This window comes from Leucobacter rhizosphaerae, from assembly GCF_022919175.1.
Lineage (GTDB): Bacteria > Actinomycetota > Actinomycetes > Actinomycetales > Microbacteriaceae > Leucobacter > Leucobacter rhizosphaerae.
Map to the genome: position 1 here is coordinate 2801404 of NZ_CP095043.1, position 14359 is coordinate 2815762.

11 protein-coding genes are annotated in these 14359 nt (G+C 70.6%); 7 read left to right on the forward strand and 4 right to left on the reverse strand.

Annotated features, from left to right (window positions below):
- Window positions 1-6 precede the first annotated feature (6 nt).
- Both MUN76_RS12915 and MUN76_RS12920 read right to left on the reverse strand, forming a co-directional pair.
- Window positions 7-1227 carry a glycosyltransferase family protein gene (locus tag MUN76_RS12915; protein ID WP_244685206.1) on the reverse strand — a complete coding sequence of 407 codons (1221 nt, stop codon included), beginning with the start codon at window positions 1225-1227 and terminating at the stop codon, window positions 7-9.
- Window positions 1224-2411 carry a glycosyltransferase gene (locus tag MUN76_RS12920; protein ID WP_244685208.1) on the reverse strand — a complete coding sequence of 396 codons (1188 nt, stop codon included), beginning with the start codon at window positions 2409-2411 and terminating at the stop codon, window positions 1224-1226. The genes MUN76_RS12915 and MUN76_RS12920 overlap by 4 nt, the downstream gene beginning before the upstream one ends.
- Window positions 2412-2539: 128 nt before the next feature.
- On the opposite strand from MUN76_RS12920, the gene MUN76_RS12925 reads away from it, so the two are divergent.
- The 3 genes from MUN76_RS12925 to galE are packed head-to-tail and all read left to right on the forward strand — an operon-like array spanning window position 2540 to window position 6141.
- On the forward strand, window positions 2540-4030 hold the full coding sequence (locus MUN76_RS12925) for a DUF2142 domain-containing protein (RefSeq protein WP_244685210.1): 1491 nt from the start codon (window positions 2540-2542) through the stop codon (window positions 4028-4030).
- The gene (locus MUN76_RS12930) at window positions 4027-5064 is read left to right on the forward strand and encodes a glycosyltransferase family 2 protein (RefSeq protein ID WP_244685211.1); all 1038 of its coding nucleotides are present in this window, start codon (window positions 4027-4029) and stop codon (window positions 5062-5064) included. The genes MUN76_RS12925 and MUN76_RS12930 overlap by 4 nt, the downstream gene beginning before the upstream one ends.
- A gap of 57 nt (window positions 5065-5121) precedes the next feature.
- Window positions 5122-6141 (forward strand): UDP-glucose 4-epimerase GalE, encoded by a 1020-nt coding sequence (gene galE, locus MUN76_RS12935; protein ID WP_244685213.1) that lies wholly within the window; start codon window positions 5122-5124, stop codon window positions 6139-6141.
- Between the two features lie 205 nt (window positions 6142-6346).
- On the opposite strand, the gene MUN76_RS12940 is transcribed toward galE, so the two are convergent.
- Together MUN76_RS12940 and MUN76_RS12945 are read right to left on the reverse strand one after the other, a co-directional pair.
- Entirely contained in the window at window positions 6347-6703 is a 357-nt protein-coding gene (locus tag MUN76_RS12940) for a hypothetical protein (protein WP_244685215.1), read from the reverse strand.
- Window positions 6687-8072, reverse strand: a complete 1386-nt coding sequence (locus MUN76_RS12945) for an O-antigen ligase family protein (RefSeq protein WP_244685216.1) — start codon at window positions 8070-8072, stop codon at window positions 6687-6689. The genes MUN76_RS12940 and MUN76_RS12945 overlap by 17 nt, the downstream gene beginning before the upstream one ends.
- A 68-nt stretch (window positions 8073-8140) precedes the next feature.
- On the opposite strand from MUN76_RS12945, the gene manA reads away from it, so the two are divergent.
- From manA to MUN76_RS12965, 4 genes are all read left to right on the forward strand, one after another.
- Window positions 8141-9436, forward strand: a complete 1296-nt coding sequence (gene manA, locus MUN76_RS12950; protein ID WP_244685218.1) for a mannose-6-phosphate isomerase, class I — start codon at window positions 8141-8143, stop codon at window positions 9434-9436.
- Window positions 9437-9594: 158 nt separating this feature from the next.
- Window positions 9595-9909 (forward strand): WhiB family transcriptional regulator, encoded by a 315-nt coding sequence (locus MUN76_RS12955; RefSeq protein ID WP_244685219.1) that lies wholly within the window; start codon window positions 9595-9597, stop codon window positions 9907-9909.
- Between the two features lie 70 nt (window positions 9910-9979).
- On the forward strand, window positions 9980-12967 hold the full coding sequence (locus MUN76_RS12960; protein WP_244685220.1) for a glycosyltransferase family 2 protein: 2988 nt from the start codon (window positions 9980-9982) through the stop codon (window positions 12965-12967).
- Entirely contained in the window at window positions 12964-14358 is a 1395-nt protein-coding gene (locus tag MUN76_RS12965; RefSeq protein WP_244685221.1) for a DUF5719 family protein, read from the forward strand. The genes MUN76_RS12960 and MUN76_RS12965 overlap by 4 nt, the downstream gene beginning before the upstream one ends.
- The last annotated feature ends 1 nt before the right edge of the window (window position 14359 follow it).

Consider the following 14359-nt stretch of genomic DNA (forward strand, 5'->3'; position numbering starts at 1 on the left):
ACCGCGCTACGGGGCGATCCAGTGCTCCATGAGCGTTCGGGCGCTCGCCGCACCGGTGTGCATCTTTGCGACGAACACCGGGCCCTGCGCGGCGATGGCGCGAGCCCGAGCCGGATCCTCGATGAGCTCGCGGACGACGTCGCCGAGCGTGTCCGCCGTCGCCTCGACGATCGGCAGTTCCATCCCCGCATCCGCCGCAACCCGCTCGCGCACCTCGGGCAGCACGTGCCCCACGACGACCCGCCCGGAGGCCATGGCCTCACACGCGGCCACACCGTACGAGCCGAGGCGAAACTGGTCGAGCACGATGTCCGCAGCGGCGAAGACCCCCGGCATGTCGGCGGAGGGCGTCGACTCGATGAGGTCGATCTCGATCGCGCCCTCGGTGATGAGGTCGTCGAGGGCCGGTGCGATCCAGTGGCTTCCCTTCTGCACCCGGTTGCTCGAGGCGTGGATCACGCGCACGCGGTCGCCCGCGAAGGGCGCGTCTGCGGCGAGGAAGCGGTCCGGGTCGATGACGACCGGGCACCACTGCGCCCACGGGACGTCCGCGAGGAGATCCGGGGTCGAGACGAAGGTCGGCCGGCGGAGGCGGTCGAGCAGCGCGAGGTTCGCGGTGGCATCGCGCTCGAGTTCTTCCGTGCGCGGATCCTCGGGGTAGGGGGACCACGGGGTCCGTTGCGCGTGCGCACTCGGCTCCCGCACATCCGTGCCGTGGCAGAGGTAGGCGACGGAGATGCCCGACGCCTCGAGCGCGGTGATCTCCGCCTCGAGATCACGGCCGAACTCTTTGCCGAACATGGGCCGCTCGGCCTCGATCAGCACGTGGGTGAACTGCCGCGCGGCGTCCCATTCGGCCCGGCCCCATGCGGCCGAGGTGTTGACCGCCGCGATCGGCACGCTGGTGTCGGCGGGGAAGGCGAAACCGCCGGGCAGCACGATGGCCGTGTTGCGCGCCGCGATCGATGGCGTATCGCACTCAAGGGCGCGAGCCCAGAGGAACCCCTGCCCCGAGTAGTTGGTGGGGGCGATGTAGACGCGGACGTCGCCGTCGGGCACGACCGTGTTCGGCGCGGCCACCGCGCCGCCCAGGAGCCTGCCGGACAGCTGCCCCACGAACCCGTCCGGATTCCTCGCCGCAGAGGTCATCACCCGACCGACCCACCGCGGCATCTTCGATTTGTGCCGCATCGCCCAGTCGGCCGCACGCTGGAAGAGGGTGCTCACTGCTCGGACCCCCGTTCGTGGGCGGCGTCGAGCACGTCGCAGACCCGCTCCGCGGTCGCCCGCATGGAGTGGTGCGCCGCGGTCCACTCGGCGAGCGCCTGGCGTTCGGGTGCGGGCAGCGGGTCATCGGCGGCTCCGCGCATGGCCGTGGCCAGGGCGTCGACCTCGTACCCGACGGCGGTTCCAACCGGGGCCTCCGCGTCGTCGATGAACGTGCGGGTCGGCCCCACCCCGGCGAAGATCACGGGGCAGCCCGTCGCGAGCGACGAGAAGATCTTCGAGGTGAAGGCGTACTCGTACCCGCCGTCCGGGTGGAGCGTCGCGAGTGAGGCGGTTGCGGCTGCGAGCTGCGGGCGTAGATCTGCGGCGGTGACGGGGTCCCGGAACTCGACCCGACCGGCGATGCCGAGCGCCGCCGCGCGGGCGCGCATCTCGTCCTGTCCGGTGCCGTTGCCGATGAAGCGCAGGCGATGTTCGGGGTGGCTCTCCCGCAACCGCGCGAACGCCTCGATGATCAGGTCGGCCCCGTGCAGAGCGGTGTAGGTCCCTGCGTAGATGAAGAGGGGTTCGATACTCCGCTGCTCGTAGGAGAACGTGGAGGTGTCGGCGCCGAATCCGGTGACCGTGACCGGGGTCGTGACGTGCAGCGCTGCGAGCCGGTCCACGACGCCCTGCGAGATGGTCACGAGTGCCGTGGCGCCGCGCAACGCGAACGTCTCGATGCGCCGCAGCACGCGCACGACAAGCCCGGAGTCGGTCGCGTGGCCTGCGGCATCGGACCAGATGTCGGCCGCGTCGTACACGTAGGGGATGCGGCGCAGCGCGCACACCGCGCGGACGACCGCTCCGGTCGTGGGTGGGGGCTCCACGAGCACCACGTCGGGTCGCCGAGCGAAGAGCAGACGCAGCGCCAGCGGAACATCGAAGGACAAGTACTGCAGATAGCCGCGGACGTAGCCGTTGCGGTCGCGCAGCACGGGGAACGCGCTGATGCGCTCGCCGCGGGATCCGTCGCCCTGCTCGCGCGGCGCGCGAACGGTCAGTACGTCGACCCGGTACCCGCGGGCCATCAGCGCGTCGGCGACCGTGCCGAGGAAGAGCGAGGCCGCCGCGGGTTCGGGGCGGTAGATGCGGGAGACGATGGTGGCGCTCGGCCGACGGGGGAGACGGACGGGAGAAGCCATGGATCCGAGTCTATCCCGCTCCCGTCCGCGGCCCCTCGGCGCCGACCGGCCCCGGAGCCGCCCTCATCCCGCGCCCCCTCGGGGTAGGATTCAGGGCAGCACAGGGCGATCGAGAGGGAATGGCACGTATGGATTCGACCCGATGGAAGCGGGTAGTCATCACCCTGGTTCTCGGACTCTTCGCCTTCGTCGGACTCGGCGGCTGGGCGCTGGCCTCGCCCGTGGGTTCGGCACCCGACGACGACTACCATCTCGCGAGCATCTGGTGCGCAGGCGGTGAGCGCGAGGGCATCTGCGAGGCGGGGGCCCAGCCGGACTCGCGCGTGATCCCCGAGTGGCTGAACTTGTCGACCCACTGCTTCGCGTACCAGGAGGAGGAGAGCGCGGCGTGCGTGCCCGTTCGCGACGCGACCATCGACACGACGCGCGGCAACTTCGCCGGTGCCTATCCGCCCGTCTTCTACACCGCGATGTCGGTGTTCGCCGGAGAGGACATCGCGCTCTCCACCGTATTGATGCGGCTGTTCAACGCAGCCCTGTTCGTCGGGGTGATCGTCTCGATCCTCGCGTTCCTGCGGCCCGGTCAGCGCGGCCCCCTCCTTTGGAGTGCGGTGGCGACGCTCGTGCCGCTCGGCATGTTCATCGTGCCCAGCGTCAATCCCAGTAGCTGGGCCGTGATGTCGGGTCTCACGGTCTGGATCGCGCTCACGGGCTACTTCACCGCGGATCGGCGCGCGGCGAAGATCGTCCTCGGTGGTCTGGCGCTGCTCCTCGCGGTGATGGGCGCTGGATCGCGCGGTGATGCCGGCGTGTTCGTGGCGGTTGGCGCGGTGGTCGCTGCGGTGCTCACATTCTCGAAGACGCGCGCGTGGCTGCTGCAGGCGCTGGTGCCGCTCGGGGTGATCGTGATCGGCGCGGCCTTCTTCCTGTCGTCGGGCCAGGCGACGGGCGCCGCGGCCTCGGGCGTCGAATCAGCCCCTTCGGAGGGCTCCCGCCTCGGCCTGCTGCTCTCGAACTTCCTCGGCCTGCCCGAGCTCTGGGCCGGCCACTTGGGGACCTGGGGGCTCGGTTGGCTCGACACCCCGATGCTGCCGACCGTGTGGGCCGTCATGATCGCGGTGTCGGGGGCGGTGGTGTTCTGGGGGCTCCGGGTCGTCGGCTGGCGAAAGGGGCTCTCGCTCGCCATGCTGGCGTGTGTGCTCATCGCACTGCCGCTCTACATCCTGCACGGCTGGCGAGCGAGCGTCGGCTCCGAGGTGCAGCCGCGGTATCTGTTGCCGCTCATGCTGATGTTCGTGGGGGTCGCAGTGTGGGGCCTGACGCGCGACGACCTCGGGCTCGGCAAGCTGCAGGCGGCGATCGTATTCGGTGGTGTGGCGATCGCGAATGCTCGCGCGTTGCACCTGACGATGCGGCGATACATCACCGGAACCGATGAGAAGAGCTTCAACCTCAACGCCCGCGTGGAGTGGTGGTGGTCGATCCCCGCACAGCCCATGACCGTGTGGATCATCGGGAGCGCGGCATTCGCCCTGCTGCTGCTCGGCCTCTACGCGATTCTCTTCACCGAGCGCGGGCGGCGCCTGTTCCCGCTGAGTGAGACGGTGCGCACCCCGTGAGTGCGACCGAGGCGACGGGCACTCCTCCGGAGGGCGGTGTCCCGGACAACCCGCGGCCGCGGGTCTCCGTAGCGCTCGCGACCCACAACGGGGAGCGCTTCATCGGGGACCAGATCACCTCGATCCTGCAGCAGTCCAGGCCGGTCGACGAGATCGTGCTGTCTGACGACGCGTCGAGCGACCGCACGATCGAGATTGTCGAGCAGGCGCTTTCGGATCACCGCGCCGCGCGCGGGGTCGCCCCCGAGCTGGTGGTGCTGCGCAACGACCCGCCGCTCCGGGTGACCGCGAACTTCCAGCAGGCGCTCGAACGCAGCACCGGCGATCTCGTCGCCCTCAGCGACCAGGACGACGTGTGGCACACCGATCGCATTGAGCAGTTGAGTGCGGCGTTCGCCGATCCGGCCATCCTGCTGGTGTTCAGCAACGCGCGGCAGATCGATGCGACCGGGGCGGATCTCGGCCACGACCTCTTCACCGCGCTCGGCCTCAGCCCGGCCGAGCGATCCCGGGTCGAATCGGGCCGTGCATTCGATCAACTGCTCCGCCGCAACGTGGCGACCGGGGCGACCGTGATGCTGCGGCGCAGCCTCGTCGATCTCGCCGCGCCCTTCCCCGATGCCTGGCTCCACGACGAGTGGCTCGCGATCGTTGCGGCGGCGCTCGACGGTGTGGCGCTCTGCGAGGCCGAGCTCACCGACTACCGTCAGCATGACGACAACCAGGTGGGCATGCAGCGCATGACACTCCGTCGGAAACTCCGCATGTTCGCGCAGCCGCGCACCGACCGGAACCGGCGGTTGTACCTGCGTGCGCAGTCACTCGCCACGCGCATCGGGAGCATTCCCGCGGTCTCCGGTGCGTATCGCGCGGCCGCCGGCGAGAAGTTCCTGTTCGAGGAGGCACGGCAGCGGTATCCCGAGTCGCGGGTCCTCCGTGCCGTGCCGATCCTGCAGCAGGTCGTGCGCGGGCGGTACGAGCGCTACGGCACGGGCCTCAAGGACGCGGTGCGGAATCTGATCCAACCGGTCTGACCGCGGTGCGCGGGGCGTCACCGCCCGGTTGCACTGCGACGCCATACGATGGAACGTATGCGCGTGCTGTTGACCGGGGGAGCCGGGTACATCGGGAGCCACACCGCCCTGGTGCTCATCGAGCAGGGGCACGAGGTGGTCGTGCTCGACGACCTCTCGAACGCCAGCGAGGAGTCCCTCCGACGTGTGGCCGCGCTGACGGGGGTGCAGCCGACCTTCCTGCGGTGCGACCTCACCGATCCGGTCGCCACTCGGCTCGCCCTCGCGGCGCACAGCTTCGACGCCGTCGTCCACTTCGCCGGGCTCAAGTCGGTCAGCGAATCGGTGCTGCATCCGGTGCACTACTATCGCGTGAACCTGGATTCGACGCTCGTCCTTCTCGACGTGATGCGCGAGCGCGGGTGGTCCCGGCTGGTGTTCAGTTCGTCGGCGACCATCTACGGCGAGCCCGAGGCCGACCTGGTGGCAGAGGATCACCGCACGGGGGTCGGGATCACGAACCCCTACGGGTGGTCGAAGTTCATGAACGAGCGGATCATCGACGACGCGCAGGCCGCCTGGCCCGAACTGTCGGTCGTGCACCTGCGCTACTTCAACCCGGTGGGCGCCCACCCCTCCGGCACGATGGGGGAGGACCCCCGCGGCACTCCGAACAATCTGCTTCCGTACCTGTCGCAGGTCGCGTTCGGGATCCGTGAACGGCTGAGCGTGTTCGGCGACGACTACCCGACGCCCGACGGCACCGGGGTGCGCGACTACATCCACGTCATGGACCTCGCCGAGGGTCACGCCGCGGCCCTCGCGCATCTCGCACCGGGCGTGCAGCGGATCAATCTCGGGTCGGGCGTTGGGACCAGCGTGATGGAGGCGATTCGCGAGTTCTCGCGGGTCTCCGGCCGCGAGATCCCGTATCGGATCGAGGACCGGCGCACCGGCGACCTCGCCGAGGTGATCGCGGACCCGTCCGAGGCGCTCGCCCGCTTCGGATGGCGCACGCGCCGCAGTTTCGCGGACGCCTGCACCGACGCCTGGGCCTGGCAGTCCGGCAACCCTGACGGGTACGGCCCGACCGCCTAGGACCCACCGCGCGGTAAACTTCCCGGTGATCCGCCACACTTCTCACTGGGCCGACGCGCACTGATGCTGAGATCTGCATTCCTGCTGACTGGGTGGGCCGAATGACTCAGCAGGAATGCAGATCTCAGCGAATGCGGAGCACATCCTGAAGTCGGAGGATCCCGAAACCGGGCGCTCATTCTCAGCATCCCCGACCGTTGAAGACCTACCGCGCGGTGAACTTCCCGGCGATCCGCCACACCGCAACCGTTAGCTCGGGCACCGCCGCCGCGATATCGCGCATCAGCTCGAACTCGATCCGGTCCGTCGTCCGTCGATGCTCCTCCGCGTCGGGGCCACCCGCGATCGCCGCGAGTCGGGCGAGGCCGAACTCCGCGAGCTGCCCGCGATCCTCCAGCATCTCGTCGCGGAGTGCGAGCACCACGAAGTCGTCGACCTCGGGGGTCTCCGCGTAGGCGACCGCCGGATCCTCGCCGTCGCGCACCCGGTGCTCGAGGATCGTCTCGCGCTCGAGCCGGGCGTCGGCCCGGAGCTTGAGGAGTCGTTCAGTCTCGAGGATCACGCTTGTACGGTACCAGTCGCTCCTGCGGGATCGGCACGCGCCGCCACGGCAGGCGCGTGGGCTCCGCGTCGAGCGACGGCAGCTGGAAGTCGAACCGCGACTTCACGGCGAGCAGGATGAGCAGCACCCAGTTGCCCTCGATGAGGAGCCGGCTCTCGGTGAGGGACTGCACCAGCAGGGCGATGATCACGAGGAACGGCCAGAGCGAGCTCGTCGCATAGGGCAGCGCGGGGCCGTGGCCGCGCCGCGGCTGATCGACCGCGCGGAACCAGGTCCGCCACATCGTGAGCACGACGATCGGGGCGAAGGCGAGGAGCCCGACGATGCCGAGCTGGAGCCAGACGTCGAGCCAGGCGTTGTGCGCGCTCATCACCTGCAGGCCCGCCTTGCGGTCGAGGCTGGCGAAGGGCTCGGCCCACGGCGCCCAGTAGCTGATCCAGCCCCAGCCGAACCAGGGCCGCTGCTCTGCCAGCTCGATGACCTTCTGCCAGGTCTCGAGGCGCCCCGTCATGTCGCCGCTCTTGCCCAGAAGACCGAACACGGTGTCGCGGGCGAACAGGGTGAGGGCGATCACGGCCGCGAGCAGCGCGCCGCTCGTCACGTACAGGGGCACGCGCCGTTCGGGGCCGAGACGGCGGGCCCACAGCGCGACCACGAGCCCGACGACGACCGCCGCGAGCGCCACCCAGACCGTCGCGCCACGGGTCAGCAGGATGGTGAGCAGCGAGAGCGCCAGCCAGCACCAGCCGCTGAAGGGGCGCACGAGTCCGGCGCGCAGTTGGATCGCGAAGATGATGACCCCGAGCAGTCCCAGGAATCCGAGCAGCACGGAGCTCGCCACGAGCCCCTGGATCGGACCGCCGGAGAAGAGCAGATCGCGGCTCCAGTAGAGGAGCTTCGGGGTCTCGCCCTCGGGCTCCTCCATCCACCACGGCAGCAGCGGAGCGCGCACGAACAGCGCGACCCACAGCTCGAAGAGGAACGACAGCCCGATGAGGTAGCGCAGCGCCGTGCCGAGCGTGCGCAGCACCTCGTGCCAGCTCAGCACAAACGCGACCACCACCGCGAGCACCGTTGTCGCGAGCTGCGCGGCGACTCCGAGCACACTCTCGAGCCGGTACTGCGACCAGAGGATCGAGAGCGCCGCGAGGATCAGGAACCAGTAGATCGGGGCGGGGAGCCGGTACCAGCGGAAGCGCTCGGGCTTGAGGCGGACGAAGAGCACGATCCCGAGCCCCGTCAGCACCACGGCGAGGGCGAGGAAGGCCGGCCAGCCGACGAGATTGCGTACGCCGTTGCTCCCGAGGGTGAAGATGAATACGCAGATCGCGTACGCGCTCACGCCCAGTCTCGTCTTGCTCTCGGCCATAGTCGGTATGGTAGAGCATGGCGCATGTGCGCCGTGTGGCGTCGATATCGGAGCGCCGGAGGAGCGACGTGCTGATCTTCATCGAGAACACCCCGCGTGCCTACGCCTGGGGCTCTCGGGACGCACTCGCCGAACTGCTCGGCACTCCGGCGACCGGAGAACCGCAGGCCGAGCTGTGGCTCGGGGCGCACCCCGGCAATCCCGCGACGATCGCCAAGGCATCACCCGCGCGGCAGTCCCTCATCGAGCTCATCGACAGCGACCCCGAGCGCTACGGGTTCGACGGCGGGCAGCTGCCGTTCCTGCTGAAGGTCCTCGCCATCGGCGCGCCCCTGTCGCTGCAGGTGCACCCGAATCGCGCGCAGGCGATCGCCGGCTTCGCGGCGGAGGATCGGGCCGGGGTGGCTCGGGACGCGCGGGAGCGCAACTACGGGGACCCGAATCACAAGCCGGAACTCCTCGTCGCCGTCAGCGAGGTGACGGCGCTCAGCGGCTTCCGGAGCCTCACCGATGCCCGGCACGACCTCCTCGCCCTCGCCGCGCAGTGTCGCGGGCGGGCGTCGGAGGTGCTCGTGGGGGTGGCGGATCGCCTCGCGGGGCACGATGCTCCTGCGCTCCGGCGCGCCTTTCTCGACTGGTCCTTCAGCGGCGATCCGCTCGTCGCGGCTGCGCTCGCCGCACTCGCCTCCGCGGTCGAGCAGGGCGATGTCTCAGATGACACCGGGATCGCGCTCGAAGTCGATCCCGAGCGCGTCGCCGTGCTCCGCGCGCTGGCCGCCACGCACGCCGGCGATCCCGGCATCCTCGTCTCGCTCCTCCTGCATGTCGTGCGGCTCGCGCCCGGCGAGGCGATCTATCTCGCAGCCGGGCAGCTGCACGCCTACCTCGGAGGCGTCGGGGTCGAGGTGATGGCCGCCTCCGACAATGTGCTGCGTGCGGGGCTCACCGAGAAACACGTCGACATCGCCGAGCTCTGCCGAATCGTGGATACGGCGGAGCTCGACGCGCCCCGGTTCCCCGCGATCGCCCCGGTACCGGGCCTCCGGGCCTGGCGGCCACCGGTCGCCGATTTCCAGCTGCTCCGGGCGCGACTGCACGACGAACTGGACCCGGACGCCCACGGTGCGCTCCCCGGGAGTGCTCCGACGGTCGAGGTGCCGGCAACGCACCCGCTCGTGCTGGTAGTCACTGCGGGCCGCGTGCGCATCGAGCGCACAGCGGGGCTCGAGGAGGTCGCGAGCGCCCGCCGCGGGCAGTCGCTCTACGTGTCGGCGGGGGAGCCGATCCACTTGACAGGCGCCGGCGAGGTCTTCCTCGCGACCGTCGGGGAGCCGCTCGCGGACGACGATCACCCCGACCGGTGACGCGCGCACGACACGTATGCGACACACCCGCGCGTCAAAGACCCTCAAGGCGCTCTTGAGGGTTTAGACTCCCCGGCTTGACTTGAACGAATCACAACGGTGTAATTGTCACTATCGCCGCGCAGCTCGTGCGGCAGTTCGGGATCGGTGAGGAGTGCATGTTGAACAACTCGGCGCACACTCCGGTTCCCGGCAACTGGTTCGTCGATCCCGTGTTCCTCGGTGTCCCCGGGGTGCGCAAGACCGAGGATGAAGCGCTCTCGTGGCAGACCGACGCCCTGTGCGCGCAGACCGACCCCGAGGCGTTCTTCCCGGAGAAGGGCGGATCGACCCGTGACGCGAAGCGCATCTGCGAGGGCTGCGAGGTGCGCTCCGAGTGCCTCGAGTACGCGCTCGAGAACGATGAGCGATTCGGGATCTGGGGCGGACTGTCCGAGCGCGAACGCCGGAGGCTCCGCCGAGAGGCGATGTAAACGACTCCCTGCGTGTTTGCGGCATGGCCTCCAGGATTGAGCGGCATTCTCTGCCTAGACTGAGGCCGATATGCGCACCAGAGTGACTGCCATCCTCGTCGCCCACCGCGGCGGCGAGTGGCTCGACCAGACCATCGCGGGGATCGCGGCTCAGACTCGCGCGCCCGCGGCGATCATCGCGGTCAACAACGGCGGCTCGGATGCGGTCGCCGCGCAGTTGCGGGACAGCGGCGCGGAGGTCGTCGTCGGGCTCAGCTCGCGGGTGTCCTTCGGGCAGGCCGTGCAGCAGGGCGTGCAGGCGAGCCCCGTGAGCGGGGATCCCTCCGACGAATGGATCTGGCTGCTCAGCGAGGATTCGTGCCCCGAGCCCGAGGCGCTCGAGTTCATCCTGAACCGGGTGCAGCGCGCACCGTCCGTGGTTGTCGCCGGCCCCAAGATCGTCGACTGGGATCACCCCGATCGGATCATCGAGCTCGGCCAGAGCCTCACCCGCTACGGCTCGCGGTGGACGCTGCGACGGCAGGAACTCGATCAGCAGCAGTACGACCACATGCAGGACGTGCTCGGCGTCGGCCCCGTGGGCATGCTGGTCCGACGGGACATCTGGGAGCAGCTCGGCGGCTTCGATCCCGCGCTCGCGGTCTACGACGACGGCCTCGACTTCAGCGTTCGCGCCCGCCTCGCCGGCCACCGCGTGGAGGTCGCCCCCGATTCGCGGGTCCGCTTCGCGCAGAGCGGCGTCGCCGGTCCCCGGATCGACCGCAAGCGCTCGGTCATGCGCCAGGCGCATCGCCAGGCCCGCACCGCCCACCTCCACCGGCGCATCTCGTACGCGCCGGCGCCCGTCGCGTTCTTCGAGTGGCTCGGGCTCCCGCTCTACGCGGTGTTCCGCGTGCTGTGGTCGCTGATCCGCGAGCAGCCCGGGTACATCGTCGGGGAGGTCGCGGCCGCGGCGAGGACCTTCTTCACCCCGCACGCGATCCTGGCGTCGCGGCGCCGGATCCGGCAGCAGTCGACGGTGGGCTGGCCCGCGCTCAGACAGCTGCGGACGGACCCGAAGAGCGTGCGCACCGCGCGCATGATCGACCGCGAGGCGATCCTCGCCTCGACCGGACGGCAGCGCAAAGAACTGCACTTCATCTCGACCGGCGGGCTCGCGGTGCTCGTCGCCGCCACCGTGATCGCGGTCGCGCTGACCTGGTGGACCTTTGCGTACACGAGCCTGACCGGGGGTGACCTCGCACCGCTCAGCTCGCTCGGCGAGCTGTGGGAGAACACGCGGGTGATCGACGGGGTGCCCGCCGATCCGTTCACCTGGGTGCTCGCGCTCCTCGGCTCGCTCACGTTCTGGAACCCGTCGCAGATCGTCGTCGTGCTGATGATCGTGGCGATCCCGGTGACCGCCCTCGGCGGCTGGATCTGGGCGGCGCAGCTCACGGACTCGAACGCCGGTCGTGCGCTCACGGGACTCGGCTTCGCGGTGAGCCCGGTGCTCCTCGGTTCGATCCACGGCGGGCACCTGCCGACCCTCGTCCTGACCATGGTGCTGCCGTGGCTGCTGCTCGCCGCGACGCGATGCCGCGAGTCCTGGAGCTGGGCGGGCACCGCGTCGCTGCTCGCTGCGGTGGCTCTCGCCGCAGCACCGGTCCTCATTCCCGCCGCGCTGATCCTCTTGATCGTCGGCCTCTTCACGAGCGTGCGCGGCATCGGCCGGGTGCTCACCACGGCGATCGTGCCGCTCGTGCTCTTCGCCCCGAAGATCGTCACCAGCCTGATGAACGGGCGCCCGCTCGACCTGCTCCTCGATCCCGGGATCACCTCACCGTTCGTGCCCGCGACGCCGTGGCACATGCTGCTCGGGTTCCCGACGTTCGGCCTCGAGGGCTGGGCCGCGATCCTCGACACCGTCGGGCTCGGCGGACCGCCGGCCACCCTGCTCGTCGGGGTGCTCATGCTCCCGCTGGCGCTGCTGGCCCTGCTCGGACTCTTCACGGGCCGCATCGCGGTCACCCTGCTGAGCGCCCTCCTCGGTGGTCTCGGCATGCTGACGGCTCTCGCGTCGTCGCAGCTCGAACTCAGCACGGTCGGCCATGAGAGTGTGGCGCTGTGGACCGGCTCGGGTCTCGCCGTCTACTGGCTCGCCCTGCTCAGCCTCGCGGCGGTGGGCGCCGGCACGCTGCGTCGCGCGGCCGCGCCCGTGGTGTCAGTGGCGCTGATCGCCGCGATCGTCGCCGTGCTGCCGGTCGCGGGCAAGCTCGTCGTGAACGACACTCCCTTCCGCAGCGGCACCGCGCAGATGCCCGCGCTCGTGCAGGCCGCCGGTGAGACCGACCCCACCGCGCGCACCCTCGTGCTGACCGCGGTCGATGCGCACAGCGTGCGGGCCGAGCTCGTCACCGGAACGGGTCTGCGGCTCGATCAGATCCGCACCGCGGCGACGTCGCCGACCGAGACCGCGAGCGATCGCGAGGTCGCCGCACTGGTCGCGGGGCTCGCGAGTGCCGGGGGCGCCGATATGGCCGAGGCGCTTGCGCAGCAGCACGTCGCGCACGTCCTGCTGCGCACGGGCGGCGATGACGGCGAACGAGCGGAACTGCAGCGGGTGTTCGATCAGCACGGCTCGCTGGCGAGCGCCGGCACCACCGAGCAGGGGCTCTTGTGGCGGGTCGTGGGTGTCGACACTGCGTCCGAGGCCACCGGCGATTCCGCGGCCAGCCTCGGCGGCACTTCCCTGAGCGGCCAGACGATCTGGGTGGTGCAGCTCGCGGTGCTGCTGGGGATGCTGCTCCTGGCGCTGCCGACCGGTGAGGTCACCTGGCGGCCCGAACGGCGCAAACGTCCGTCGCGGAAAGCGCGCCGTGCGGCATCGGCATCTGTCGTCCCGGCGACGGTGGGTCCGGCCGCGGCCGATTCCAGTGCGGTGGATCCGGCACCTGCCGCCACCGATCCGGCACCGGTCGCCACTGATCCCGCGTCAGCTGATCCCGGATCGGCCGATCCCGCGCCCCCGTCTGCCCCGAACGAGACACCCGGCACCCCGGAGGGAGGCGCACGATGAACGAGCAGTCCCGAATCCTCCGCGGTGGCCTGCGCGCCGTCGTCGGACTCCTGGTGGTCGGCGTGTCGGCGACGGCGGTCGTGCTGCTCGGCAGCCTGCCCCTTCCTACCGTCGAGCGCGAGCCGTTGGCGCTCACGGTCGACACGACGCAGAATACGGATCGCACCCTGGTCTGCGCGGGATCCTTCGCCGAGCTCGGTGCCGACCCGAATCGGCCCGAGGCCGCGATCCCCACCACCGCCCCGGCGGTGACCGTCGCCGGCGTGGCCGCTGCGACGGCCGAGCTCGCCCGGGCCGAGGGCGGGGCGGGGCTTCCCACCGTGCTGACGGCTCCCGCCGACGAGCCCCTCGCGGCCGCGCAGATCCAGGCGGTGACGACCGAGACGCTCCGGGGTGTGACCGCCAGCGCATGCACCGAGCCGCTCAACGAGCAGTGGTTGCTCGGCGGCGCGTCCTCGCTCGGCACCTCCACCACCCTCAGCCTCGGCAACCCGGGCGTCGTGCCGGCCACCGTGCAGATCTCCGTCTTCGACGAGAACGGCGCCGTCGACGCGGTGCAGACCGCCGGCGTGCTGGTCTCGCCGGGCACCGAGCAGACCGTCTCTCTGAATGGGTACGCGCCCGACCGCGAGCGACTCGCCGTGCGAGTCGTCAGCACCGGAGCCCCCGTATCCGCGAGCCTGGGCGTGGGGCAGCTGAGCGGGATCGAGCCCTACGCGGTCGACACGGTCACCCGGCAGGGCGAACCCTCGACCACCCTCGTCGTGCCCGGGGTGACGAACGTGAGCGACCACGAGCACGGGGCCGGCGATGTCGGGGAGGCCGACCTCTTCAGCGTGCTCGTGCGGGTGCTCGCCCCCGGGGGCGAAGTCGGCACCGCGACCGTCCGCGCGGTCGGAGACGACGGCGCGGAGACCGACCTCGGCGAGATCCAGCTCTCCTCGAGCGGTATCGGTGAACTCGGGGTGGAGCACTGGCCCGACGACGCGAACGCCGTGATCATCGACGCGGACGTGCCGGTGGTCGGTGGGGTGCTCGGCTCCGCGCATGAGGGCGAACAGCGCGACTACACCTGGTTCGTGCCCGCACCCGTGCTGGCGGCGGACGAACCGGTCGCGGTTCCGGTGGTCACCGGCGGACGCCTCATCGTCGTGAACCCGGGGGACGAACCGGCAGACGTCACGATTGCGGGGGCGACGGGATCGCCGCGCGAGTGGCGGGTGCCTGCGGGATCCGCGGTCGCCACCACCAATGCGCCCGCGGATGCGGTGCTGACGAGTTCCGCCCCGGTGGCCGCCGGCGTGCGGTACGTGAAGGACGGCGACATCGCGGCGTACCCGGTGCAGGCGCAGGATGCGCGCGACGGTGCGCTCACCGTCTATACGCGCTGAC